The following is a 20,319-nucleotide window of genomic DNA, read 5'->3' on the forward strand; positions in this document are numbered from 1 at the left end:
CGCCTCCCTCACTCCGGATCACGACCGGGGCTCATCGGCCGAGCGCCGCGCCGGCCTCGGCGACCCAGCGCGGCACGCCCACCCGTTCGGCCACGGCCAGCGCCTTCTCGTAGTGCTCCCGGGCCGGCAGGCCGAGGCGTACGGCGAGGTCCCCGAGGGTCCTGGCCACCGGCCAGAGGGCGACCACGCCCGTGCCCGCCCCGGCGATGCGGTCGTGGAAGGGGGTGAGCTTCTCGTACGCCTCGCGCATCCTGCCCTCGTCGTCGAGCAGCATCCCGGCGAGGGCGCGCCAGATGAGCGTCAGCTCGTAGAGGAAGTCGGTGCGGACCGGCTCCCGGCTCGCGGCGACCACCCGGGCGTCCCTGTCGTGACCGGCGGCGGCGAGCGCCACGGCGTAGGCGTCGAGCGTCCACTTGGCGCCGCGCTGGTGGGCCTCGCTCAGCGGATCGACCATCTCCGCGGCCCGCCCGTCCACCAGGTGCAGGCAGAACGTGGCGATCAGCGGCAGGTCCTGGCGGCCTTCGAGCATGCCCGCCCGCGCGGTCAGCCGCGCCGCGTTCCGGTAGGCGCGCTCGGCCCCCGCGTAGTCGCCGGTGATCATCAGCCGCTGCCCGGCGTACCACGCGCCGACGGCGGCCGGGGCGGGCAGGTCGTAGCGCCGTCCGAGCCGCTCGGCCTGCGCGAGGTGCTCGTCGGCCTCGGCGAAGGCGCCCCGCGCCGCCGCGCACTCCAGCAGCACGAGGTGCGCCAGCGTCTGCACGGCGATCTGGCCCGACTCCGCGCCGACCCGCAGCAGTTCGCGGCCGATCGTCTCCCGCTCGTCGACCTGCGTCAGCGTGTACGACTGCCGCAGCCGGCCGCTCAGCGCCATGGCGAGCAGCGCGGGGTCGCCGCTCGACCTGGCCAGCTCCTCGGCCTCCAGCGACGCCTGGTAGCCGCGCTCGGTCGCCGACCCCTCCAGTTCGAGGGCGAGCGTGGCGAGCAGGCTGGCCCGCAGCGACTGCTCTCCCGCGGGCAGTTCGACCAGGGCCTTCTCGGTGACGTCGACGATCTCCCAGGCTGTACGGGTGAAGTCGCGGGCGATGCCCTTGTGCGGCACCGCGAGGGCCGCCGCGACGCGGGCGGTCAGCTCCAGGTCGCCGAACGGCAGCGCGACCGCCATCGCCTCTCCCCGGTGCGCGCGGGCGGCGGTCATGTCCCCGCACAGCGCCAGCGCCCTGATCAGCCGCAGCTGTAACTCCAGCCGGTTCCGTACGGGTTCCCGGCCCGCTTGCGCACGGCTTGTATGGGCACGGTCGAAGGCGGCGATGGCCTGTTGCCACAGCGTGGCCGCCTCCCGGTGGGCGAACCTCCGCTCGGCCTGCTCGGCCGCGAGGCCGGCGTAGCGCACGGCCTTGGCGGCGGTCTCCACCGTGCCCGCCGCGTCGTAGTGGTGGGCCAGCGCGGCGACGTCGTTCGGGCTGCGCTGCTCGATGACGGAGGCGACGGCCGCGTGCAGCCGCGACCGGCGCAGCCGGGAGGCGTCGGAGTAGATCGTGTCCCTGACCAGGTCGTGGTCGAACCTGAGCTTCCCGGGGCCGGGCTCGGTCACGAGGCCGGCGAGCAGCGCGGCCTCGACCGCGTCCACCACCGCGTCCTCGTCGCCGGAGACGTCGACGAGCACGTCCACGTCCACGTCGCGGCCGATCACCGCGGCCTGGAGCAGCACCTGCTGGGCCCGCTCGGGGAGCCGGGCGATCCGCCGCCGCAACACGTCGCGCACGCCCGAGGGCACCACGGAGATGTCCGACTCGGCCTCGAACAGGCGGGCCGTCTCCTTCACGAAGAACGGGTTGCCCCCGGCCCGCTCGACGATCGTGCTGACGACCTCCTCGTCCACCTCGTGCACGCAGGTCGCCCGGACCAGCTCCGCCACCGCCGCGTCGTCGAGGCCGCCGAGGCCGACCCGCACCGGGTCGAGCCGCGCGAGCGCGGCCAGCACGTCCTGCTGCTGGTCGTTCAGCTCACCGTCGCGGCAGGTCACCACGACCAGCACCCGGCTGGCGGCGAGCAGGCTCGGCAGCGCGCGCAGCAGCGCGAGCGTCTGGTCGTCGGCCCAGTGCAGGTCCTCCAGGAGGATCAGCAGCGGGGCCTCCCTGGCGACCGCGGAGAGGTAGCCGCCGACCGCCCGGTGCAGCCGGAAGCCCCCCGACGTCTCGTCGTCGCCCGTGTCCGGGGCGGCGTCGTCCAGCAGCGGCGCGAGCAGCGCGGCGTACTCGCCCGCGCCCCTGCGGGAGATGAGCGTGCGCAGCACCTCCACCCAGGCCCAGCCCGGCGGGGTCGCCGTGCTGTCGGGGCAGCCGCCGGTCGCGCCGATCCAGCCCTCGTGCTCCAGCCGCTCGAACAGCCGCCGTACGAGCGTGGTCTTGCCCGCGCCGGGGTCGCCGCTGACGACGGCGACGGTGAACCGGCCCGCCTGCGCGCGGGGCACGGCGGAGCCGAGCGCGGCCAGTTCGGCGTCGCGGCCGACGAACGGCTCGGGCTCCAGCGGCGGCGCGTCCCCGGTCGCGACCGGGCGCGGCGGCCAGGTCGCGGTGATCTCGACGGGCCTGCGGGGCGCGGGCAGCACGAGGTCGAGCCCGGGATCCTGGGCGAGGATGTCCGACTCCAGCTTCCGCAGCGCGGGGCCGGGGTCGATGCCCAGCTCGTCGTCCAGGATCGTGCGGGCCCGGCGCAGGGCGGCCAGCGCGTCGCCCTGGCGCCCGCACCGGTACAGGCCGAGCGCGAGCAGCCGCCAGCCCTCCTCGCGCAGGGCGTGCTCGGTGGTCAGCGCCTCCAGGTCGGGCACGGTCTCGGCGTGCAGGCCCATCCGCAGCCCGGCGTCGGCGTGCCGTTCCCTGGCCACCAGGCGCAGCTCGCTGAGCCGCGCCACCTCCGCCTCGGCCCACGACTGGTCCGCGAAGTCCGAGTAGGGCGTGCCCTGCCACAGCGCGAGCGCCGACTCCAGCCGGGCGCGGGCGGACTGCGGGCTCTCCTCCAGCCGCTCTCCGGCCGACCGGACCGTGGCCTCGAAGCGCAGCGCATCGACCTGTTCGGGCGCGGCGCGCAGGGCGTAGCCGGACGCGACGGTCACGAGCAGCCGGTTCGGCCCGCCGCGCGGGCGGTTGGGCTCCAGCACCCGGCGCAGCCGGGAGATGTACACCTGGAGGCCCGACTGCGCGCCCTTGGCGGCGTCGTCGTCCCACAGGTCGAACAGCAGGGTGTCCACCGGCACGACCTGGCCACGCGCGGCGAGGAGGCGGGCCAGCACCGCCCGCTGCCGCAGCCCGCCGAGGTCGAGCTCGGCGGCGCCGTCGTGCGCCCCCACCGGCCCGAGGACCCGGAACGTCACCGGGCTCGTCGGGGGAGTCATGGGGCGCTCCTCTGCTGCTGTCGGGTGCCGGATGTCCGGCCTGTGCCGGGGACGTGCTGGGTTGCCGGGTGGTTCTTACGGGCGGTTGTTACGGGCGTCTTTCAGGCGTCACCGTATGCGCGCCCCGAAGCGGGCACAAGACTTTCCCCAAGCCGTGCGCCCTCACCTTCTCGCCCTGCGATATTAGGCGATCAACCGGGTGATCACGGGCGATATCCGGGTGAGTCTCGCGTGAGACTCAGAGGGCGCTGGAGCGCCGCGCGGCGGCCGTGCCCGGGCCGGCGTCGGGGCCGGCGTCCGAGCCGGTGTCGGGGTTCGTGCCCGGGCCCGCGGCCCGCGCCTCCCGCCTGCGCAGCAGCGCCCAGCCGCCGAGCGCGAGACCGCCCCAGGGGATCTCGATCGTGTACGTCCAGAAGCCGAACAGCACGGCCGCGGCGGTGGCCCCGCCCGCGGGCTGGCCGAACGCCCCGATCAGCAGGGTGGCGACGCCGCCCTCCATGATCCCCGCCCCGCTCGGCGTGACGAGGGCGGTGGTGAGGACGCGGCTCAGCGCGAACACGGCGACGGTCTCGGCCGGACCCGGATAGGAGTCGGTGGCGACCATGCAGGCGGCCATGATCAGGCACTGCAGCGCCAGGAACGCGACCATCCCGAGCGACAGCCCGGCCCACCGGGTGTGGATGATGCCGGCCGTGTCCCTGCGCAGCCGTTCGATCGCCGCCGACACCGCGTGCTCGGCCGGGCGGAACCGCCGGGGCGCGAGCCGTACGAGCCGGTCGAGCGCGCGGCCGAGCACGGCGGCGGCGCGGTCCCAGTAGAGCGCGGCCGCCACCACGGCCACCAGCGCGAGAATCGAGACCGCGCCCACCCAGCCCGCCTTGGCGACGGTGGGGTTGGTGGCCTTGCCCGCGATCAGCAGGCAGGCGATGCCCACGGCCGGCAGGATGAACCGGAACAGCGAGTTCCAGATGCCGGTGACCAGCGTGTAGACGACGATCGGCCGGTTCGCGAAGCCCCAGCCGCGGGTCATGCCGAACGTCAGGGCCACCCCGGCCGCGCCGCCGAACGGCAGCAGGTTGCTGACCGCGCTGCCGGCCGCGTTGAGCGTGAGCGCCTGCGGGTGGGTGAGGCCGGGCAGGGCAGAGGTCATCACGTACGTGTACGCCCACAGGCTGGCCAGCCAGAGCAGGGTCATCAGCGCGATGGTCTGCCAGCCGAGGCCGCCGAACCGCTGGCCGATCTCGTGCCAGCTCACGGTGGCGCCGGTCAGCGTGTGCACGATCTGCGGCAGGTAGACCACCAGGGCCACGGCCAGCCCGAGCGACACCGCGGACAGCGCTATCTGCAGCCACTTCCTGTTCACCCGCGAATGCCCCCAGTCCGGTCTCCGGTCGCCTCCAGTCTGCCGGTCCGCGAGAGCGCCCGGCTCCTCCTGACGGAGGATCACGTCCCTTAGGGGGAGTCGAACGGATGCCGGAGGCGGGTGCCTCTGGGCAGCCCCCGGCGGACGTACCACTCGGTGCCGAAGACGAAGCGGTAGGCGGGGCCGGGGATTCTCAGCATGGCCCCCAACGTGCGGTCGCCGTCGCCGCCGGTCGCCTGGCTGGCGTGGGCCGCCATCGACGCCCGCTTCGCCTTGGCGTACCTGCGTACGCTGACCCGGTGGGTGATCGCCTCGCGCGGCGAGTACGCCCGCTCGAAGCTCCGCACGTCGATCGCCGGGTAGAACCGGGCGGCCAGCCGTACGCCCCTGAGCAGCAGGTCGCGGTCGACCGTCGCCTCCAGCACGATGGACGTGCCGGCGATCTCGGCGGCGCGGCTGCCGACCCTGTAGACCTGCACGTGGTCGGGGTGGCCGTAGCCCCCGGCCGGGTCGTAGATCGTGAGCAGGTCGGCCGCCTCCTCCTTGAGGACCGAGGCCAGCCGCTGCGCCGCGTCCTCGACGTCGGCGTCGATGAACGCGTTGTCGGGCCGGTCGTCGGCCACGCCGCCGTCGATCGCGAGGCCGGAGTCGCCGTAGCCGAGCAGCACGACCCGGGCGCAGCCGAGGGCCGCGGCCGACCGGTACAGCTCGTCCATTCTGGTCCTGCCCAGCTCCTCGCCTCTGGGCAGCTCGGCGAGACCGCGCTCTCCTGCGGTCGCGACGACGAGCACCACCCGGTGTCCCTCGTCGGCCAGCATCGCCATGGTTCCGGCGGTCAGCAGCGCCTCGTCGTCGGGATGGGCGTGGAAGAACACCGCTGTGCTCATCGCGCCCCACGGAACGTTGTCATAGTGTGCTCCACCACGTGTCGTCCTCGTGCCATGATCCCACGTGGTCCGCGTCCCGCGACGCCACCCCTGCCGGGGAGCGGCCGGTTTGATGGGCATCGCGCGCTCTGTCAGGCTGACCCGGTGAGGATTCTCCACGTCAGCGACTGCTACCTGCCGCGGCTCGGAGGCATCGAGGTGCAGGTCGCCGATCTCGTCAGGGCGCAGCGTGAGGCGGGTCACCTGGTCGAGGTGGTGACGGCGACGCCCGGGGAGCCGCTGCCCGGCGTGCACCGGGTGGTCGCGAACCTCCCGTTCGACCTGCCGGTGCACCCGCGCGGGACCGCCCACCTGCTGCGGATCATGGCGAGCGGGCGGTACGACGTCGCGCACGTCCACACCGGGGCCGTCTCGCCGTTCGCGTGGATGGGGGTGCGCGCGGCGGTGCGGGCCGGGCTCCCGGTGGTCGCGACCGTGCACAGCATGTGGGACCCGGTCACCCGGGGGATGTACCGGGCGCTGCAGGGCGCCTTCGGCTGGCGGCGCTGGGGGCTGGTCGTCAGCGCGGTCAGCGAGGCCGCCGCCCGGCCCATCCGCGAGGTGGCGGGCCCGCGCGTGCCGGTGCAGGTCGTCTCCAACGGGCTCGACGTCACCTCCTGGCGGCCCGGCCCGGACGGGCCTGTTAATGGGCAGGTGGACAGGGCCGTGCACGTGGTGGCGGTGGGCAGGCTCGCGCCGCGCAAGCAGCCGCTGCGGCTGCTCAAGCTGCTGGAGGCGGCGCGCTCGCGGGTGCCGGGGGACATCGCGATGCGCGCGACGATCGTGGGGGACGGCCCCGCCCGCGGGCGGATGGAGCGTTATCTGCGGGAGCGGCGGATGGGCTGGGTGTCGCTGCCGGGCAGGTACACCCGGGAGCAGATCAGGGCGCTGCTGGCGGTGGCCGACGTGTTCGTCGCCCCGGCCCCGCGCGAGTCGTTCGGGCTGGCCGCGCTGGAGGCCCGCGCGGCGGGGGTGCCGGTCGTGGCACGGGCGCAGAGCGGGGTGGCCGACTTCGTCAGGCCCGGCAAGGAGGGCCTGCTGGGCCGCACGTTCGACGACCTGGTGGCCTCGGTCGTCCGGTTGACCCGCGACTCCGCCCTGCGGCAGTCGATCGCCGAGCACAACCGGGAGACCGAGCCGGTCAGGTGTTCCTGGCCCGCCGTGCTGGAGGGCTTCGCCCGCTGCTACGAGCTGGCCAGGGGCTGACCAGGACCGTGCTCAGAACGGGAGGACCCTTCCCGAAGGGGTGCGCAGGTCGACCGGGGCTGGCGTTCTCGGCGGCCGCGGTCGCTGCACGATCTGCACCTTCTTCATCCGGCCCTCCTTTCGGCGGTGTCCGCTCGGCTGGTGCCGTCATGATTCCCATGATTTGGCCAGGATTACCCTCCGTGCGTCAGTTCTTGTTCTTGTAACATGCGCCGTCCGGTCACCCCGGCGTCTCGTTGAAGGACGGGGCGTTGAAGGACGGGGCGTTGAAGGACGGGGCGCGCTTCTCGAGGAAGGCACGCATGCCCTCCGACTGATCCGGGCCGGCGAACAGCGCGTGGAAGACGCGCCGTTCGAAGAGCACACCCTCCCGGAGGGAGGTCTCGTCCGCCCGGTTAACCGCTTCACGGGCGGCGACGATTGCCGGCTTGCTGAACGAGGCGATGGTGCCGGCGATCTCCACCGCCTCCTCTATCAGGCGGTCGCCGGGGACCACCCGGGAGACCAGGCCGGCGCGCTTGGCCTCGTCGGAGCCGAGCGTGCGCCCGGTGAGGATGAGGTCCATCGCCTTGGCCCGGCCGATCAGCCGGGTGAGGCGCTGGGTGCCGCCGATGCCGGGGATCACGCCCAGCCGGATCTCGGGCTGGCCGAAGGTGGCCGTGTCGGCGGCGATGATGATGTCGCACATCATCGCCAGCTCGCAGCCGCCGCCGAGCGCGTGCCCGGCGACCGCGGCGACCTTCGGGGTGCGCAGCGCGGCGAATTCCTCCCAGCCGGCGAAGAAGTCCTCCTCGGCCATGTCGGTGGCGGTCCTGGCCGCCATCTCCCGGATGTCGGCCCCGGCTGCGAACGACCGGCCGGAGCCGGTGATCACGAAACAGCCGACCCCCGGGTCGCGGTCCAGCGGTCGCAGCGCGTCCATCAGGTCCGTCATCAGCTCGGTGCTCAGCGCGTTCAGCACCTCGGGGCGGTGCAGGCGCGCGATGACGACACGGTCCTCGCGCTCGATCTTCACGTTCATCGTCGCCCTCTCAGGAGTCCCAGATCGCGCCGTAGGCGGGGATCCCACGGCGCTCCAAGCCGTGCACGACCTGCCACGTGAGCTGCTTGTTCGAGATGCAGATGACGGCCTCGGCGCCGAAGCCGGCATACGCTTCGTAGGCCAGCCGGACCATGTCGGGCTTGCCGTGCTCGGCGGTGTCCCACAGGACCGCGTCGGGCTGGACGGCAAGGATCTCGTCGACGAGCGTGTCGCCGTAGGTGTCCCGGTGCCGGCGCGCCGACCACACCAGCCGCGAGGGGACCGCGGCCGCAAGGAGGTGGGGCAGGCAGGGCCCGATCCCGCTGCCGGTCGCGACGTACACCACCTTGGTGAACAGGCTCTCGACATTGGCCACGCCCGCGGTGGTGATGCCCTTGACCCATACGTGCGACGGCAGGTCGTCGATGAAGGACCCGGTCCAGTCACCGGCACGGGAGATCGTGAGTCTGAACCCCGGCCGGCCGGGGGCCGGGACGTTGGCGAAGGAATGCCACTCCAGCAGCGGGCTGCGGCTGACCGCGGTGGACGAGCCCGCGAACGGGGTGACGCCGTGGTCGAAGTGGACCAGCGCCACGTGCGAGGAGGGTCGTTCGACGACCACCGGCACCCGGCGCAGCCGCAGCCACGGCAGTGCGATGCTGAACGTGATCACGGTCAGGATCCAGACGCTCGGCGCCGTGGCCAGGTCCTCCCCCGTCGCCACTGCGAAGAGCACCGCCTGAACCCAGAAGAGCGCGAGCGCGGTCCAGCCGCCGAAGCGGTGCACGCGCTCGAAGAGGTCGTGGAATCTGGATCGCAGCGGTGGTGACGCCGTGACCACCATGCCCGTCAGCAGCGCCACCAGCGCGTACGAGACCGCGACGGTCCCGGCCGACGCGCCGCCGCCCAGGCCGTTCACGGCGTGGTAAGTGAGCCCGCCGACCAGGGCGAGGAACCAGAGCGTCCCGGCCAGGACGCCGCCGACGTGCAGTCCGCCGAAGTGGTAGACCTTGGCCAGCGTCCACCGGACCCGTAACGGCCAGGTGGTGGGCGCCAGCGTGGCGAGCCTGAACAGCAGGTTGATGACGTACTGCTGGCGGATGACGATGCCCAGTGCGAAGTTGCCCAGCGTGGCGTACGAGAGGGCGCGCAGATCGACGCCGCCGCTCGTCCACCAGCCTCCCCGACCCAGGCCATGCGCGAGCACGGCCAGGTTCGCCACGAGCACGAGGGCCGCCAGCCGGTTGTGGTGCATGAGGCGCGGATGTTTGAGGAGGCGCCGTGGCGGTGAGATCAGCTCGGGCAGTTCGATCTCATGCGCTCGACGCGCGGCGTCGATCGTCATGACGCCACCTCCGCCAGGGCCAGCCTGAGCAGGGCATCCTTGTCGACCTTGCCACGGCTGGTCATCGGCAGCGCGACCATCGGATGGACAGCGGCCGGAACGCAGTAGTAGGGAAGCGCGTCGGCCACCGCCTTCCTGGCCGCTGCCTGATCCAGATGGGCTGGGGCGACGAACGACACCAGTGTCCTGTCGTCAAGCTTGAGCGTCGCCGCGCGGCTGCATCCCGGCAGGGACTCCAGCACGGCCGAGACCGAATCCAGCTCGACCCGGAAACCTCGGATCTTGACCTGATCGTCGGTTCGTCCTAGATGTTCCAGTTCCCCGTCGGGTGTCCAACGCCCCAGATCCCGAGTCCTGAACATCATCCGGCCTCCGCCGAGGAACGGGTCGGGCGCGTAGCGTTCGCGGGTCAGCTCGGGATTCCGCAGATATCCGGCCGAAACGCACCCGCCCCCTGCCCACATCTCGCCGGCCTCGCCGATCGCGCACGGGTGGCGGTTCTCGTCGAGTACGTACACCGTGTTGTTGGGGGTGGGCCGGCCGATGGTGAGCCGGATCGCTGCCGGGTCGTGGCGCTGCATCGTGTTGACGATGGTCGTCTCGGTTGGGCCGCACGCGTTGTAGAAGGCGCCGACGCCGGCCCACCGGTCGGCGAGCGCGCGCGGGCAGGGCTCCCCTGCCACGGCCACGACCTCCACCCGGCGGCAGCGCCCGGGGTCCACCGAGGCCAGGATGGTGGGGGTGGCGATCACCACGTCGACGCTCTCCACGGTCTCCGCGATGTCCTTGCCGCGGATGACGAGCGTGGCGCCGTGGCTGAGGGCGCCGAGGATCTCCCAGGCCGCCATGTCGAACCCGATGTTGAGGATCTGCCCGACGAGCAGGCCCGGGCGCATGCCGAGGTCGCCGGGCTCGGTGAGCAGGAGGTTGCAGACGTTGCGGTGGGTGACCACGACCCCGTTGGGCGTGCCCGTGGTGCCCGAGGTGAACAGCACGTAGCAACCGCCGTCCGGATCGATGCCCTCGGCGTGGAACGCGTCGTGGCCGTCTCCGAGGGGCTGGTCCATGACGGTGTCGACCGGGATGCACACCTGCCCGTCCGTCGCCGGGATGGTGGCCGCGACGTCCGACAGCGTGAGGATCACGCGCGTGTCCGCCGTCGCGATGACCTGGCGCAGGTGGGCTACGGGGGCGATGCCCACGTCCTGCGGCACGTACGCCGCGCCTGCCTTGAGCGCGGCCAGCAGCCCGGCGACCATGGGGATCCCGCGCCGGGCGAAGAGCCCGACGTTGTCCCCCGGGAGGACGCCGTGCCGGGCCAGCAGCTCCGCCAGCCGGTTGGCCTGGCGGTCGAGCTCGCCGTAGGTGATGGTCTCGCCGAGGTGGGTCGCGGCGACCACGTGCGGGGTCGCCGCGGCCCATCGCTCGAACGCGTGATGGATGTGCGAATGGGGGACCGCCCGGCTCGGGCCCTGCCCGAATCGCTGGAAGAGACGGCGGTCCTCAGCTGACAGCAGGTTCAGCAGCGGCGTGGACCAGGGTCGCTCGCCGGCCTGCGGGTGAGCTGTGGCCCGGTCTTCTGGTTGGCGACCTTCTGGTCGGCGACTCGGATCACTCATATCCCAGCCTTCACATCGGGAAACAGAGATCGCCATGAGACCAGAGGATTGATCTTCAAACACTTTCGATTTGCTTACGGGAACTCGTCCGTCGCAGAGGCCTGAGGGTGCGGACTCCGACCGGCCCGCGCCGGCCCGGTCCGCGGAGGAGACGCGGAGGAGACAGGGTACGGCGGACCGCCCGGCATGAATGATCTATCTGATAAGCACGGGGTGCTCGATTTGGGAGCGATTAGCGAGCGTCGTCTCGATGTGCTGTTCCATGGCCCGCGCGCGATCGTGATCACCCTGCCGGGCGCTGGCGGAGGCGAGATTGCGAACCACCCGCAGCACGGCTCCCGCGACTTCCTGCAGATGCGTTTCCCGATGCCAGTTCGCGCTGAGCGGGTCGAGACCGAGGACATTCAGCATGGCCCGGGCCGAGCGGCATTCCCGCGCCGCCCTCTCGCGGTCCCCGGCGGCCAGGGCGGCGTTGCCGTCCGCCACCGCCGCGTGGACGGCCGCCAGGGCCTGCGGCACGTTCAGGTCGCTGTCCATCGCCGCGCTGAACTGCGCGGGAAGGGGGGCGGGAAGGGGGCCGGACGGGGGAGCGGCGTCGGAACCCGCCCGCACCACGAACCTCTCGACGCGCCGGTAGGCCGCGGCCGCCTCGTCCAGGGCGTCGAGGCTGAATTCGACCGGAGACCGGTAATGGGCGGCCGCCAGGTAATAGCGGAGTTCGGCCGGCCGTACGCGGTCGAGCAGGGCCGGGAGGGCCAGCGGGTTGCGCAGGTGTTTACGCACTTTCTCGCCGCCCTGGGTGACCGGGCCGTTGTGCAGCCAGAATCGCGCGAACGCGTCCCCGGCGGCGCGTGACTGGGCCATTTCGTTCTCGTGGTGCGGAAATATCAGGTTGACCCCGCCGCCGTGGATGTCGAATTCCGTGCCGAGATACCGGCGGGCCATCGCGGAGCATTCCAGGTGCCACCCCGGACGCCCCTCGCCCCAGGGCGAGTGCCACACCGGCTCGCCGGGCTTGGCGCTCTTCCACAACGCGAAATCGCGCGGGTCGCGTTTTCCGCGTTCGTTTTCCTCGGCCCCCCGCAGATGCCGGGCCTGCTGCCGGGAAAGGGACCCGTAGTGCGGATAGGAGTCGACCGAGAAATAGACGTTGCCGTCTGCCTCGTAGGCGTGCCCGGCCGCCACGAGTTCCTCGATCATCTCGATCATCTCGGGGATGTGCCCGGTCGCCCGAGGCTCCACGCTGGGCGGAAGGCAGCCCAGGGCGGCGTAGGCGCGTACGAAGGCGCGGTGCACGGGATCGGTGACCCGCCACCACGGAATTCCCTCGGAAAGTGACCTGCCGATTATCTTGTCCTCGATGTCGGTGACGTTCCGGCAGAGCAGGACCTCATATCCGCTGCTTTTCAGCCAGCGGTGCAGAATATCGAAGTTCACCTGCGACCTGAGTTGTCCCACGTGCGGCGGAACGACGACGGTGGGACCGCAGAGATAAATCGACACCTTTCCGGGAATTCGGGGGACGAAATCGCGGACGGCGCGGCGATGCGTATCGTAAAGGCGAAGACCCACCTAGCCGAGGGTAAGCGACTAATCCGCTCGCTGTCGATAGTGCGGGCCGACCGGGGTTCGCACACCGGGAAATGTCGATTGTGAGGATGTGTGCGGGCGGGGGAATAAGGACGTCTCGCCCGCTCGTTGCCGCTGCCATGGAGCCGACGAAACGGGGCCGTGTCCGGGTGGAGCCGACGGCCAAGCGCGTGCGCGTCTATGTCGAGGGACTGCCGGTGGCCGACACCACCCGCGCCCTGCTGGTCTGGGAGGGTCCCTACTACCCGACGTACTACTTCCCGGCGGAGGACGTCCGCATGGACGCGCTCAAGGCCACCGGCGAGACGCGGCACTCGCCGAGCCGGGGCGACGCGCCGGTCCACGACGTGGCGGGCAGGCCGGGCGCCGCCCTGGTTTACGGCGACGACGCGCCGCTGGAGGAGATCCGCGGGCACGTCCGCTTCGACTGGGACGCGATGGACAACTGGTTCGAGGAGGACGAAGAGGTCTTCGTGCACGCACGCGACCCCTACACCCGCGTGGACGTCCTGGCCAGCTCGCGCCACGTCCGCGTCGAGGTGGGCGGCGTCACCGTCGCCGACTCGCGCAGTCCGCGCGTCCTGTTCGAGACCGGCCTGCCCCCGCGCTACTACCTGCCCAAGACAGACGTGCGGCTGGACCTGCTCCGCCCGTCGGAGACCGTGACGCGCTGCCCGTACAAGGGACGGGCGGAGTACTGGTCGGTCGGCGAGGACGAGCCGGGCAGGGACCTCGTCTGGTCGTATCCCACTCCGCTCCCGGAGTCACAGAAGATCGCCGGCCTGGTCGCCTTCTACGACGAGAAGGTGGACGTCTACATCGACGGCGTCCTCCAGCCCCGCCCGAAGACCAAGTTCGCCTAGAGACCGGGTTCGCCTGACCCCGCCGGTCAGCTGTGAAGGCCGAACGGATCGAGCACGGAAACTCCGGTGCCCTCGAAATCCTTGACGTTCCGGCTGACCAGGGTCCAGCCGTTCACTCTCGCCGTGGCCGCGATCAGGCCGTCCGCGGTCGGCAGTGTCCGTACGGCGTTGAGCCGTCCCCACTCCTCGGCCACCTCAGGAGTGATCGGGACGATCCGGTCACCGAACTGACGGAGCAGGGCGTGCAACCAGCGTTCGAGCACCGCCGCCTGGGCAGGGTCGTTGCGCCTGCGGAGTTCGACCCCGCAGCGAATCTCGCCGATGGTGAGGCTGCTCAGATACAGCGTGGGACCGTGTGCGGCACCGATCCAGTCTCTTACGGCGACGCTCCCGTTGCGCTTGCGCACCTCTGACACCACGCTGGTGTCCAGCAGATAGCCGGCTGCCATCAGCCGAGATCCACCTCTCGCGGCAGGTCCTTGTTGCGAGGGAACTCGGTGTCGTCGTTCCAGTCGGGATCCGCGAGGAGGAAGCGGGCGAAGTCGGGAGCGTCCCCATGCAGGCGGCGATATTCGGCGATGTCGATGACCACCGCGACCTCCTCACCGTGCCGGGTGACCACCTGGGGGCCCTCGTCCAGCGCGCGGCGCACCACTTCGCTGAATCGTTGTTTCGCCTCCTGCACTTGCCAGGCGGTCATGGCGTGCTCCTGTCTAGTCTGTCCAGACCGAATTATAGGAGCCGGCGGACGGCGGCGCGGTCGATGTGGAGGCGTTCGATCAGTTCGGCGGCCGGGTCGGGGCGTTCGAGTTCGAGCAGGGCGGTCAGCAGGTAACGGGGCGCCAGGTCGCGGCTCCCGGTCGGACTGGAGTCGACGGCCCGGTGGACAGTGGCGCGGGCCCCGGTGGTGAGCGTGCCCACGGACAGGGCCGGATGGCGGCGAGGGCTCGCCGACGGCGGGAGGTTCGCGACGCGGACGCCGATGGCCTCCAGTGCCTCGCGGTCCATGCCGTCGAGGGCGGCGCGGGCGTCGTCGAGGCCCGCGCCGAGGGCGCGGGCGGGCTCGGCCGCGGGCTCGGCCGCGGGCTCGGCGAGCAGGCCGAGCAGCAGGTGCTCGGTGCCGACGCGCCGGTCTCCCCGCCGCCTGGCCTCCTCCAGGGCGGCGGTCACCACCCGGGCGAACGGGCTCTTCTTCGTGAATCGTCCGAGCATCGCATCCTCACTTCCCGTACTTCGCGTGCACCGACTGCCGGGACATCCCGAGGGCGTCCCCGATCTGCTCCCATGTCCAGCCCTGTTCGCGGGCCCGTGCGACGGACGCCGCCTCGACCTGCTCGGCCAGCCTGCGCAGGGCGGTGACGGCGCGCAGGGCCACGGCCGGGTCGGCGTCGGCGACCCGCTGCGAGAGAACTTCGGGATCCATGCCTGTCAGTCTGGGCTGACAACGACTGCTGTGTCAACCCAGACTGACAGAGCGCTCGGCGTGGTGCCGCGAGCTCACGGCGGAGGCGGACGGAGGCTCCCCGTCATGCGGACGGGCGAGGAGTGGCTGGTCCGGCCGGACGGGACCGTCGGGCGGGCGGGGGACCGCTGCGCCGGGGGCCGGCCCGGCCGGCGCGCCGTCCCACTGGTTCGTCCCCGCGGCGCCGTCCGGCCGGCGTTCGAAGCGTCCGGTCAGCGGCGGATGACGTGCAGGACGCTGGCGATGCGTTCGGCGGCGGTGACGACGTCCGAGGCGTGGCCGATGCGGCCCGCCCAGGACAACCAGTACCACCACTCGCCGTCGCTGGCGTTGGACGCCAGCACGTCCTCGGCCATCGTGGGCTCCATGGGGTTGATGACACGCAGACGCGGGTAGAGGCCCGCGGGCGCAGTCATGCGTACCTGGAACGAGTGGGCCTCCAGTTGCGCCGCGAGCCGCTCCAGGTGGTCCATCGCCGCACTACGGTCTACCGTCGTCATCGTCGCCTCCGGGGAACGTTGGACCTATCACCGGAAAGGGTGAACCCGCTACGACACACCGGCAATCGTCCGGATCCCGCGAAACCGTGCAATAACCAGGGAACTCACCCCGATTCCGTGGAACAGACGCGGGTTCCCGGCCACGAACGCATAACAGTCGCGGGGGGTTGGGTGCCTGCTCCTTTACGTTGGGGAAACAACCGTAAACGGGGACTCTGCACAAACGGAGGGCGTGTCCATGGCCCGCGGAGAGCACTCACCCGCTTGCGCACGACGCTGGCGCGAACAGGCGCAGATTCGGCAGTGGACGCTGTGGCAGACCGTCCAGGCGATCCACGGGTGCTGCGGCGTCAGCCTGCTGAAGGCCCACCGGCTCGGGCGCGGCTGGTCGGCCCGGCAGGCCATCGAGGAGCTGGAGCACCTGTGTGACCAGCAGGACCTCGGGCACCCGCACGCGAGCATCGACCTGCTGAACGCCTGGGAGAACAACCGCGCCCGCCCCCGCCCGCAGACGATCGACCTGCTGGCCCGCTTGTATCGTGCCAACGCCGTACGGCTCGGTCTCGCCGCCGACTACTGCGAGGACACGGGCGGGCAGCGGATCGTCGTGGTGGGGCCGGGCCAGACCGGCGAGCAGGCCCGCACGGAGGACCTGACCGCCGACGACGCCGAGCGCCGGGCGCTGTTCCACCAGGCGATGCTGCTGGGCACGCCGAACGGCCGGTTCTTCGCCGAGGTCGAGGGCATCCGCCACGAGCTCGACCGCACCCTCGCCATGGGCACGGTGAACGAGGACCAGCTCGACCGGCTGGACGAGCAGGTCCTGCGCTACCGCCGTGAGTACATGACGACCCCGCCGATGCCGATGCTCTGCCGGGTCATGCTGGAGATCTCCGACGTGCGCCGGCTCAGCGCCGCCCGTCAGCCGTCCTCGGTGCAGCGCCGCCTGCTCACCGCGACCACGATGCTCACGCTGCTCGCCGCCGACGCGCTGATGAAGCTGGGCGACACGCGCCAGGCCCACACGTGGTACGGCACCGCCCGGGCCGCCTCCGACGACGTGGGCGACCTGCGGCTGCGCGCGCTCGTCCGCGCCCAGCAGACGATGCTCCTGTACTACTACGGCGACCTGAACGAGACCGTCCGGCTCGCCCGCGAGGCGCGGATGCTGGCCGGCTCGGCGCCGAGCTCCCCGGCGGCGCTCGCGGCGGCGGCCGAGGCCCGCGCGCTGGCCAGGATGGGAGACGGCAAGGCGGCCAGGATCGCGCTCGCCGAGGCCGAGCAGATCTTCGCCCGGATGCGCGGCATGAGCCAGGACGACCTGGCCTTCGTCTTCACCGAGAAGCGGATGACGTTCTACCGCACCGGCACCCTGATCGAGCTGGGGGACGCGCAGAAGATCCAGGGGATGGACACGTTCCCGCCGGGGTTCCAGACGATCGACCCGGCGCTGATCCTGCTCGACCAGGCGAGCCACCTCGCGCGGAGCGGCGACCACGAGGAGGCGTGCCGGCTCGCGGCCGAGGCGTTGCGGCAGGTGCCGGCCGAGCATCGCACCTCGATCGTGGTCACCCGCGCCAGGGCCCTGCTCGCGGACGCCGACCCCTCCCTGCCCGCCGTACGGCGCCTGCGGCAGGTGCTGGCCGAGTCGTCGCCCGCGCTCGTGCTGAGCGGGCTCTTCCCGTCCGCAGAGAACGCCTGACGCCGTCGTGAGGACCTCCGGCATGAGGATCATGGAACGCCCGTCGCTGGCCGAGGAGGCGTTCGAGGTCCTGCGCGAGGTCTGCGCGCGGATCGGGGTCGACGCGCGTGGCGCGCAGCTCATGCGGCTGCGCAGCAACGCCGTCTTCAAGCTGCGCGCGACCGCGCCGGGCTGGGACAGGGCAGGCGGTGACAGGGCAGGCGGTGACAGGGCGAGCGGCGAGATGGTGGTGCGGATCGCGACGGCGCCGGACGCGCTGACCCGCCTGCCGGTGGTCCTGGCGGTCGCCCGCTGGCTCGCCGACCGGGGCTTCCCGACCGTGCGGCCGGTCGACGAGATCCCCGGCCAGCCCATCGTCCACGAGGGGCGGGCGGTGACCTTCTGGCGGTACGTCCCCTCCCGGGGCCGTCCGACGACCCGGCAACTCGGCCGGGTGCTGCGCAGCCTCCACCGCGAGCCGGTGCCGCAGATGGGGCTGCGGACGCTCACCGACCCGCTCGCCGAGGTGCGGCACGCGGTGGAGCAGCGGGCCGAGGTGCTCACCCCCGGGCAGCGGTCCTGGCTGAGCGACCGCATCGAGGAGCTCACCGGGCGCTGGCGCGACCTGGACACCGGCGCGCCGGTGCTGCTGCACGGAGACGCCTGGATCGACAACCTGCTGCGCTGCCAGGACGGGCACGTGGTGCTGTGCGACTGGGACGGCGTGGCCGTCGGGCCGCGCGAGTGGGATCTGGTGCACACCTATCACGGGCAGCGCCGGTTCGGGCTGTCGACGGACGACGTGGACGGCTTCGCCCACGCGTACGGCTCCGACCTGCGGCAGTGGCCGGGCTACGGCACGCTCATGGAGGTGCGGGACATGTACGCCGTGGGCATCCACATCCGCAACGCCGCCGGAGACCCGTTCTCCCGGCAGGAACTGCCCCGCCGGCTCGACTCGCTCACGCGCGGTGACGGCCACGCCCGCTGGTACATGGCGGCACCGGCATAGCCTCGGGTAATCGCGGGTACTGTCCGTACAGGCTGTGAGTGTCGCAGTGGACGATTTCCAAAAACGTGGTCTGTGAAAAGCGCACCCGGGTTGCTCCCGGCGGCGGGCGTGCGTGCCATTCCAGCGTCCCACGCGGATGGGCGACGATTCCGCTACGCAGCCTCATGCTCCCGACCTGGGAACATGGTGCGGCTTCCAAGAAGGAGAAGCAGTTGTCTGAAGGCACTGTCAAGTGGTTCAACTCCGAAAAGGGCTTCGGTTTCATCGCCCCGGACGACGGCACCCCTGACGTGTTCGTTCATTATTCGGCGATAACGTCGAACGGTTACCGTACGCTGGACCAGAATCAGCGGGTCAGTTACGTGACCGTTCAGGGCACCAAGGGACCGCAGGCCGAACAGGTCACGCCGCTGTAATTCTGTGACTCTCGGTGACGGTGCGGCCGTGATCGGCCGCACGCGCGGTACCGCGTCGGCCCGCGCCGTTCCGGCGGCGCGGGCCCGATGTTTTGCCGTTCCTTTGCCGGGAAGCGGGAACGGTCATGAGACTCAGCATGACCTCCGACCTCTGGTGGAAGAACGCGGTCGTGTACTGCCTCGACATCGAGACCTTCGCCGACGGCAACGGCGACGGGATCGGCGACTTCCGGGGCGCGATCCAGCGCATCGACCACCTCGACAGGATGGGTGTCACGTGCATCTGGCTGATGCCGTTCTTCCCGACGCCTGACAAGGACGACGGGTACGACATCACCGACTTCTACAGCGTCGACCCGCGCCTGGGGACGCTCGGCGACTTCGTCGAGTTCATGCGGGTGGCCAGGGACCGCGGCATCAGGGTCATCGCCGACCTCGTGGTCAACCACACCTCCGACCAGCATCCCTGGTTCAAGGAGGCGCGTTCGAGCCGGAACTCCCGCTACCGCGACTGGTACATCTGGTCGGACAAGCCGGAGCCGGACGACCCCGAGGGCGTGGTGTTCCCCGACAAGGAGGACAGTCTCTGGGAGTACGACGAGAAGACCGAGCAGTATTACTACCACCGGTTCTACCGGTTCCAGCCCGACCTCAACACCGCCAACCCCGAGGTGCAGGACGAGATCTCCCGCATCCTCGGTTTCTGGATGGAGCTCGGCCTGTCGGGGTTCCGGGTGGACGCCGTGCCGTTCCTCATCGAGCAGGTCACCGACAGCGGTGACGACCTGCCCGACCCGCACGAGTTCTTCGCCTGCCTGCGGGCGTTCCTCAGCCGCCGCGACGGCAGCGCGATCCTGCTCGGCGAGGTCAACCTGCCGTACCCGGACCTGGTGAAGTACTTCGGCAACGACCTCGGCGACGAGCTCACCATGTGCTTCGACTTCATCAGCATGCAGCGGACGTACCTGTCGCTCGCGCGCAAGGACGCCCGGCCGCTCGCCGCCGCGCTGCGGGAGCGGCCCAACCCGCCCAGGGACAGCCAGTGGGCGACGTTCATGCGCAACCACGACGAGCTCACGCTCGACAAGCTCAGCGACTCCGAGCGCGAGGAGATCTTCGAGGCGTTCGGCCCGGACAAGGACATGCAGGTGTTCGGGCGTGGTCTGCGGCGCCGCCTGCCGACGATGCTCGGCGGCGACCTGGAGCGGATCAAGATGGTCTACAGCCTGCTGTTCTCCCTGCCGGGCACCCCCGTGCTCTTCTACGGCGAGGAGATCGGCATGGGGGAGAACCTTGAGTTGGAGGGCCGTCTCGCCGTACGGACGCCCATGCAGTGGACCCCCCACCGCAACGGCGGCTTCAGCGAGGCCGACCCCGCGAAGGTCGGCCTGCCCATCACGAAGGGCGACTTCGGCCCCGAGAAGGTGAACGTCAGCGCGCAGGAACGCGACCCCGACTCGCTCCTGGCGTGGATCACCCGCCTGATCCGGCACTACCGCGACTGCCCGGAGTTCGCCTGGGGGAAGTACACCGTGCTCGACACGGGCGTGGACGCGGTGTTCGCGCACCGCGCGGACTGCGACGGCGAGACGGTCGTCGCCGTGCACAACCTCGGCGACGCCGAGGCCGAGGTGGAGCTCACGCTGGAGGGGCTCGACTCGTCGAAGGTGCTGACCGATCTGCTCGTGGACGGCCGGATCGAGATCGGCGACTCGGGCCGGGTCAGCTTCCCGATGGGCCGGTACGGCTGCCGCTGGTTCCGGGCCTCCACCCCCGAGACCGCCCCCGCCGACTCCGCAGACCCTTCCTAGGGGACGCCTCAGGGGCGGCTCCGGTGGATCTCCGATGGGCCGTCGCCATCCCCATGGCCACAGTGGGGAGCCATGGGGATGGTCTTGGGATACGCGCTGGTCGCCGCCGGCTC

The 20,319-nt window shown here is 71.5% G+C and carries 18 protein-coding genes; 6 read left to right on the plus strand and 12 right to left on the minus strand.

Annotated elements, in window-relative coordinates:
- Positions 1 to 31: 31 nt before the first annotated feature.
- The 3 genes from Mam01_RS06530 to Mam01_RS06540 all read right to left on the minus strand — a co-directional run bounded on the left by Mam01_RS06530 (position 32) and on the right by Mam01_RS06540 (position 5,641).
- Positions 32 to 3,391 carry an ATP-binding protein gene (locus Mam01_RS06530; protein ID WP_204284497.1) on the minus strand — a complete coding sequence of 1,120 codons (3,360 nt, stop codon included), beginning with the start codon at positions 3,389 to 3,391 and terminating at the stop codon, positions 32 to 34.
- Between the two features lie 238 nt (positions 3,392 to 3,629).
- Positions 3,630 to 4,754, minus strand: coding sequence for a lysylphosphatidylglycerol synthase domain-containing protein (locus Mam01_RS06535; protein ID WP_204284498.1), 1,125 nt, complete (start codon positions 4,752 to 4,754; stop codon positions 3,630 to 3,632).
- Positions 4,755 to 4,843: 89 nt separating this feature from the next.
- The gene (locus Mam01_RS06540) at positions 4,844 to 5,641 is read right to left on the minus strand and encodes a PIG-L deacetylase family protein (protein WP_150935287.1); all 798 of its coding nucleotides are present in this window, start codon (positions 5,639 to 5,641) and stop codon (positions 4,844 to 4,846) included.
- Positions 5,642 to 5,785: 144 nt separating this feature from the next.
- Between Mam01_RS06540 and Mam01_RS06545 the strand changes: the two genes are divergently transcribed.
- Complete coding sequence (locus Mam01_RS06545) at positions 5,786 to 6,886, plus strand: glycosyltransferase family 4 protein (protein WP_239101088.1); 1,101 nt, start codon at positions 5,786 to 5,788, stop codon at positions 6,884 to 6,886.
- Between the two features lie 220 nt (positions 6,887 to 7,106).
- On the opposite strand, the gene Mam01_RS06550 is transcribed toward Mam01_RS06545, so the two are convergent.
- The 4 genes from Mam01_RS06550 to cysS form a co-directional block, all read right to left on the minus strand.
- On the minus strand, positions 7,107 to 7,907 hold the full coding sequence (locus Mam01_RS06550) for an enoyl-CoA hydratase-related protein (protein WP_204284500.1): 801 nt from the start codon (positions 7,905 to 7,907) through the stop codon (positions 7,107 to 7,109).
- A 10-nt stretch (positions 7,908 to 7,917) separates the two neighbouring features.
- Positions 7,918 to 9,252: an FNR domain-containing protein gene (locus Mam01_RS06555; RefSeq protein ID WP_204284501.1), complete on the minus strand. Its 1,335-nt coding sequence runs from the start codon at positions 9,250 to 9,252 to the stop codon at positions 7,918 to 7,920.
- Entirely contained in the window at positions 9,249 to 10,871 is a 1,623-nt protein-coding gene (locus tag Mam01_RS06560) for an amino acid adenylation domain-containing protein (RefSeq protein ID WP_204284502.1), read from the minus strand. The genes Mam01_RS06555 and Mam01_RS06560 overlap by 4 nt, the downstream gene beginning before the upstream one ends.
- A gap of 195 nt (positions 10,872 to 11,066) precedes the next feature.
- Positions 11,067 to 12,443: a cysteine--tRNA ligase gene (gene cysS, locus Mam01_RS06565; protein WP_204284503.1), complete on the minus strand. Its 1,377-nt coding sequence runs from the start codon at positions 12,441 to 12,443 to the stop codon at positions 11,067 to 11,069.
- Between the two features lie 137 nt (positions 12,444 to 12,580).
- On the opposite strand from cysS, the gene Mam01_RS06570 reads away from it, so the two are divergent.
- Entirely contained in the window at positions 12,581 to 13,324 is a 744-nt protein-coding gene (locus Mam01_RS06570) for a DUF427 domain-containing protein (protein WP_204284504.1), read from the plus strand.
- A 26-nt stretch (positions 13,325 to 13,350) separates the two neighbouring features.
- Here the strand turns inward: Mam01_RS06570 and Mam01_RS06575 are convergent, their stop codons facing one another.
- From Mam01_RS06575 to Mam01_RS06595, 5 genes are all read right to left on the minus strand, one after another.
- Entirely contained in the window at positions 13,351 to 13,773 is a 423-nt protein-coding gene (locus tag Mam01_RS06575) for a type II toxin-antitoxin system VapC family toxin (protein ID WP_204284505.1), read from the minus strand.
- Complete coding sequence (locus Mam01_RS06580; RefSeq protein WP_204284506.1) at positions 13,773 to 14,024, minus strand: type II toxin-antitoxin system Phd/YefM family antitoxin; 252 nt, start codon at positions 14,022 to 14,024, stop codon at positions 13,773 to 13,775. The genes Mam01_RS06575 and Mam01_RS06580 overlap by 1 nt, the downstream gene beginning before the upstream one ends.
- 32 nt (positions 14,025 to 14,056) lie before the next feature.
- Complete coding sequence (locus tag Mam01_RS06585; protein ID WP_204284507.1) at positions 14,057 to 14,536, minus strand: Clp protease N-terminal domain-containing protein; 480 nt, start codon at positions 14,534 to 14,536, stop codon at positions 14,057 to 14,059.
- A gap of 7 nt (positions 14,537 to 14,543) precedes the next feature.
- On the minus strand, positions 14,544 to 14,747 hold the full coding sequence (locus Mam01_RS06590) for a helix-turn-helix domain-containing protein (RefSeq protein ID WP_150935277.1): 204 nt from the start codon (positions 14,745 to 14,747) through the stop codon (positions 14,544 to 14,546).
- A gap of 251 nt (positions 14,748 to 14,998) precedes the next feature.
- Positions 14,999 to 15,286, minus strand: coding sequence for a hypothetical protein (locus tag Mam01_RS06595; RefSeq protein ID WP_150935276.1), 288 nt, complete (start codon positions 15,284 to 15,286; stop codon positions 14,999 to 15,001).
- Between the two features lie 238 nt (positions 15,287 to 15,524).
- Between Mam01_RS06595 and Mam01_RS06600 the strand changes: the two genes are divergently transcribed.
- The 4 genes from Mam01_RS06600 to Mam01_RS06615 all read left to right on the plus strand — a co-directional run bounded on the left by Mam01_RS06600 (position 15,525) and on the right by Mam01_RS06615 (position 20,206).
- Positions 15,525 to 16,988, plus strand: coding sequence for an NsdA family TPR-like regulatory protein (locus Mam01_RS06600; RefSeq protein ID WP_204284508.1), 1,464 nt, complete (start codon positions 15,525 to 15,527; stop codon positions 16,986 to 16,988).
- Positions 16,989 to 17,010: 22 nt separating this feature from the next.
- Positions 17,011 to 17,979, plus strand: coding sequence for a phosphotransferase enzyme family protein (locus Mam01_RS06605; protein ID WP_239101090.1), 969 nt, complete (start codon positions 17,011 to 17,013; stop codon positions 17,977 to 17,979).
- Positions 17,980 to 18,191: 212 nt separating this feature from the next.
- Positions 18,192 to 18,395, plus strand: a complete 204-nt coding sequence (locus Mam01_RS06610) for a cold-shock protein (RefSeq protein WP_204284695.1) — start codon at positions 18,192 to 18,194, stop codon at positions 18,393 to 18,395.
- A gap of 125 nt (positions 18,396 to 18,520) precedes the next feature.
- The gene (locus Mam01_RS06615) at positions 18,521 to 20,206 is read left to right on the plus strand and encodes an alpha-amylase family protein (RefSeq protein WP_204284509.1); all 1,686 of its coding nucleotides are present in this window, start codon (positions 18,521 to 18,523) and stop codon (positions 20,204 to 20,206) included.
- The last annotated feature ends 113 nt before the right edge of the window (positions 20,207 to 20,319 follow it).

This window comes from Microbispora amethystogenes (assembly GCF_016863015.1).
Lineage (GTDB): Bacteria > Actinomycetota > Actinomycetes > Streptosporangiales > Streptosporangiaceae > Microbispora > Microbispora amethystogenes.

Coding starts and splice junctions, on each gene's coding strand:
- Mam01_RS06530 (WP_204284497.1), bottom strand. CDS start 3,391: ATGACTCCCCCGACGAGCCCGGTGACGTTCCGGGTCCTCGGGCCGGTG.
- Mam01_RS06540 (WP_150935287.1), bottom strand. CDS start 5,641: ATGAGCACAGCGGTGTTCTTCCACGCCCATCCCGACGACGAGGCGCTG.
- Mam01_RS06550 (WP_204284500.1), bottom strand. CDS start 7,907: ATGAACGTGAAGATCGAGCGCGAGGACCGTGTCGTCATCGCGCGCCTG.
- Mam01_RS06555 (WP_204284501.1), bottom strand. CDS start 9,252: ATGACGATCGACGCCGCGCGTCGAGCGCATGAGATCGAACTGCCCGAG.
- Mam01_RS06560 (WP_204284502.1), bottom strand. CDS start 10,871: ATGAGTGATCCGAGTCGCCGACCAGAAGGTCGCCAACCAGAAGACCGG.
- Mam01_RS06570 (WP_204284504.1), top strand. CDS start 12,581: ATGGAGCCGACGAAACGGGGCCGTGTCCGGGTGGAGCCGACGGCCAAG.
- Mam01_RS06575 (WP_204284505.1), bottom strand. CDS start 13,773: ATGGCAGCCGGCTATCTGCTGGACACCAGCGTGGTGTCAGAGGTGCGC.
- Mam01_RS06580 (WP_204284506.1), bottom strand. CDS start 14,024: ATGACCGCCTGGCAAGTGCAGGAGGCGAAACAACGATTCAGCGAAGTG.
- Mam01_RS06585 (WP_204284507.1), bottom strand. CDS start 14,536: ATGCTCGGACGATTCACGAAGAAGAGCCCGTTCGCCCGGGTGGTGACC.
- Mam01_RS06590 (WP_150935277.1), bottom strand. CDS start 14,747: ATGGATCCCGAAGTTCTCTCGCAGCGGGTCGCCGACGCCGACCCGGCC.
- Mam01_RS06595 (WP_150935276.1), bottom strand. CDS start 15,286: ATGACGACGGTAGACCGTAGTGCGGCGATGGACCACCTGGAGCGGCTC.
- Mam01_RS06600 (WP_204284508.1), top strand. CDS start 15,525: ATGGCCCGCGGAGAGCACTCACCCGCTTGCGCACGACGCTGGCGCGAA.
- Mam01_RS06605 (WP_239101090.1), top strand. CDS start 17,011: ATGAGGATCATGGAACGCCCGTCGCTGGCCGAGGAGGCGTTCGAGGTC.
- Mam01_RS06615 (WP_204284509.1), top strand. CDS start 18,521: ATGAGACTCAGCATGACCTCCGACCTCTGGTGGAAGAACGCGGTCGTG.